The organism is bacterium, assembly GCA_040757115.1.
Taxonomy (GTDB): Bacteria; UBA9089; CG2-30-40-21; order CG2-30-40-21; family SBAY01; genus JBFLXS01.
Genome location: JBFLYA010000329.1, coordinates 1 through 3,485, shown reverse-complemented (window position 1 = coordinate 3,485; position 3,485 = coordinate 1). Strand labels below are relative to the sequence as shown.

The following is a 3,485-nucleotide window of genomic DNA, read 5'->3' as shown; positions in this document are numbered from 1 at the left end:
TTAAATAAATTATCAAAGAGCAGATTATGTTAACAAGATTTATCTCAAATTTTAGTTTTTTTAAATTTAGTTATATCTTGCTGGGGGATAGTCTGTCTTTTTTTACTTGACATTATACCGCACATCTCAATCAAATTTAGGAATGAGCTTCATTCCATTGATATTTATATTTAATAGCTCCCGCCTTTTAATCCATCACCTCCTCTTTGGCAAATTGGAGCCTAACGGCTGAGCTAAGTTGCGGCGGGTTTGCCCGCCGTCAGCTTCAGCGATTGGTTAGGCTTTTTTAATTTCCTGTTCAAATTGCTTAAACTTCTCACGACATTTTTTCAATGATAATCTGCGTAGTTTTTTCACTCGCTCAGCAAGGTATTCAAGTTCTTGTTTTGTTATTTTATAATTCTTGCTGTATCTTGCATCAACATAAGCCTTCTTAAGAAGTTCAAACAATCTCTTTTCTTCTCCTTCTTTTCTTGGAAAGATCTTACAGAAATCCTGGTCAATCTTCTCCATTCGCTTAGTCAGTTTCTCTAAATCATGGGTTCTGGGTTTGTAGGAGGTAAGGACAAGGGAGGTACCCGTGTATAGGGCTTCGGCAGTCTGGTGAAGCATGAAAGCAGCTTCGTTCCATTTTTCTCGTGAAATGCCAAATTCATAAAATTCAAATTTATCCTTCGCCTTTGGAAACCAAAGATCAAAATCCTCCTCTGCCAGCTTCTTCTTTATTCCAGGAGTGAGCTTCCTTGCCCTGGCTAATTGAAATCTCTTTGAGTCATAGAGTAAGATGCCTTCTTTTTTGATGTCAGCATAGAAGTATCGGCCAACAGAGAGTTGTTCATTGACATGCTCAATATCCTCAATGATTAAGCTTACAGGGGTAGGGATTTTACGGCTGATCTGATTCTCTACCTTGCCCCAGATCTTAAAATCCTCAGGCTTTCTCTCATCTTTTACAATCACCATAATGTCAAAGTCAGACTCATAGCTGGTGAAGTGCCCCTCTTCTCTATCATAGCGAAAGTCAGAGTCAACAAAGTCTCCCCTGGCATAGCTTCCAAACAGAATAATCATCTCTACCTTGGTGGCATGAGAGATGAGCTTAGTAATAGTCTCCAATTCCCTCTGTTTTCTGAAAGGAAGATGATCTAAAGTTGTTTTCATGATAATCCTCAATAATTCAGTAGCCTAACGATTGAGCTCAGCCGCCGAGCGTAAGCGAGGTCGGCTGCAGCAAGTTGTTATCTTCATCACTTTGTTATTGCAGAAATGATAAAGTAAACTAGATGACCAAATCCTCCTAAGACCAGAAAATAAAAGATGATCGGCTGAAATGCAAAAACCTCAGCTGTCTTCTCACCTTCTTCCAAATATCTTGGGAATGAAATCTCTTGTGTTGGATCGTTAATTACAGTGCTTGCCTTTTCTATAAACATTCTCGCCGTCTTTCGCCATCCATGAATGTATTTGTGGAATCTTCGATCCAATAAGCAGAATACAGTCATTAGGGATAAAAGAACGATAGATACGAAAAGAGAATACAGTGCAGTGGAAAATTTCATAGTGAAAGTAAACACACCAGCGAATATAATCAGTGCGTAGTTCAAACTCCTTTGTCGTAGTTCACTAATGTGCTCGCACTTTTGGTTCGCATCATTGAGGAGAGTGGTTAATAGAGATATTCTTCGGTCAACACTTTCTCTTTCGTTTGTACCCTTAAGGATATACTCTTTCATGGCTGACTCCTATATCTGATAACAAGTTATTATATAGTTTTCTTTACTCTAACACAATAGCCTCAAAAAGTCAAGAAAAAATTTGACAAAAACAAATAAATTCTGTATAATTCTAACTGGTTATCATTACTTTTTACATGATATACAGAAAATAGGATAATTCTGCATGATTAATATACCAATCCACATTCCGCACTCATCCACTAAGAAAATAACATTTTTAACTGCTAGGAAATTGATAATATGTAAAGACGGGCATCCTTTAATAGATTGACAGGTATGTTATACTGATATAACAAAATCTAAAATAAAAGGAGGCCCATCATGAAATATCTTGCTTTAGACCAACAATAGCAACTTTTGTTCATTTAGTGTCCAGTCTAGAGGACAATAAGATTCTTACCTGCATCGATATTGAAACAAGTGAGATGAATCTGATTAATACTGTCCAAAGTGTTTCTGGAACCAAAACACTCGTAGTAGAAGAATCACCATTAGCCCATTGGATAAGGAGAATCTTAAAACCTTATGTGAACAAACTTATTGTCGCAGAACCAAGACAAAATACCTGGATATCCAAAGCCGAAGATAAAAATGATCCTAATGATACTATTCGTCTGGCCAAACTTCTAAGAGGTGGTTTCATCAAAGAAGTATATCACACTGACAATGACGACCAACAGGATTTCAAAGAGTTAATTGGACACTATCATGATACCAGCAAACAGATAACCAGATTTAAGAATAAAATAAAAGCCAGATTTAGACAAAAGGGTATTCATGCTAAAGGCTCAACAGTCTATTATCCCCAAAACCGACTGGACTGGCTAAAAAAATTGAAAAGACCTACAACCGTGTTTATCCTGAAAAATCTCTATGACACATTAGATACATTAAGGAATGAACAGGCTCAAAATCTCAGAGAATTACGCAAGCTAGCCAAAAAATATCCTCCCATAAAGAAGTTCCAGAAACTTCCAGGGGTTGGTTTCATTATTGCGGCTACCTTCTTTGCCATTATTGATACGCCGGATAGATTTGCTCATAAGCGAAAGCCCTGGTGTTATTGCAGCCTGGGTAAATCAGAAAAGGAATCTGCGGGTAAAATTCTCCATAAAGGAGCATCTAATAATGGCAACAGACTTCTTAAATATATGGGTATGGAGGCAGCTAAAAATGCCACAAAAAAAGAATATGGATAATAAATTTAGCAAAAAGTATTTTCAGTTAATCAGCCAGGGAACTTCTCCGGCTAATGCCCAAAGAACAATCGCCAGAAATATCTTTACCACTATGGTTACCTTATGGAAAACAGGAGAAGATTATGTAGAAGAATAAACTTTCTTGATTACATTATCAAAGGATTCTTTATCTCAAATGATATTCGTTTCAGGATGACTCTTTTTGATATATAATTTTCAAAGATCAAAACTGATGAAGGTATTCGAGGAGAGTCTCACAAAAAGTATGGCCACTAAAGGCCCAGAAATTGATTAGTCCTCCTCGTAAAATAGGTGGTGTCTGAAAATAGCTAATCTCCTCTAACTGGATAGGTAAGCCATTCCTCTATACTCCAAACATGGTCAGTTAGTCCAGCAGCCATGGCCGAAGTTCGCTTCTGCCAACATTCCTCTATGTCTTTTATTCGTAATGTTCGCACTATCCAACAAAAATTGTAGCTGAATCCAATGAAGTAAGAGATTGCATTATGCAGATTCCACTCCTTCGAAAAGCAATAACTCTTACGCTTCT

The 3,485-nt window shown here is 37.2% G+C and carries 5 protein-coding genes; 2 read left to right on the top strand and 3 right to left on the bottom strand.

What is annotated here, in order from left to right; all coding sequences use genetic code 11:
• Positions 1 to 276 precede the first annotated feature (276 nt).
• Positions 277 to 1,161, bottom strand: coding sequence for a HEPN domain-containing protein (locus AB1422_18030; GenBank protein MEW6621201.1), 885 nt, complete (start codon positions 1,159 to 1,161; stop codon positions 277 to 279).
• 86 nt (positions 1,162 to 1,247) lie between these two features.
• On the bottom strand, positions 1,248 to 1,433 hold the full coding sequence (locus AB1422_18025) for a hypothetical protein (GenBank protein ID MEW6621200.1): 186 nt from the start codon (positions 1,431 to 1,433) through the stop codon (positions 1,248 to 1,250).
• Between the two features lie 671 nt (positions 1,434 to 2,104).
• On the opposite strand from AB1422_18025, the gene AB1422_18020 reads away from it, so the two are divergent.
• Entirely contained in the window at positions 2,105 to 2,935 is an 831-nt protein-coding gene (locus tag AB1422_18020) for a transposase (protein ID MEW6621199.1), read from the top strand.
• On the top strand, positions 2,910 to 3,071 hold the full coding sequence (locus tag AB1422_18015; GenBank protein ID MEW6621198.1) for a hypothetical protein: 162 nt from the start codon (positions 2,910 to 2,912) through the stop codon (positions 3,069 to 3,071). The genes AB1422_18020 and AB1422_18015 overlap by 26 nt, the downstream gene beginning before the upstream one ends.
• A 193-nt stretch (positions 3,072 to 3,264) precedes the next feature.
• Here the strand turns inward: AB1422_18015 and AB1422_18010 are convergent.
• Positions 3,265 to 3,485: hypothetical protein (locus AB1422_18010; protein ID MEW6621197.1), on the bottom strand; the 221-nt coding region annotated here is incomplete at its 5' end.

Coding starts and splice junctions, on each gene's coding strand:
- AB1422_18025 (MEW6621200.1), bottom strand. CDS start 1,433: ATGTTTATAGAAAAGGCAAGCACTGTAATTAACGATCCAACACAAGAG.
- AB1422_18015 (MEW6621198.1), top strand. CDS start 2,910: ATGCCACAAAAAAAGAATATGGATAATAAATTTAGCAAAAAGTATTTT.
- AB1422_18030 (MEW6621201.1), bottom strand. CDS start 1,161: ATGAAAACAACTTTAGATCATCTTCCTTTCAGAAAACAGAGGGAATTG.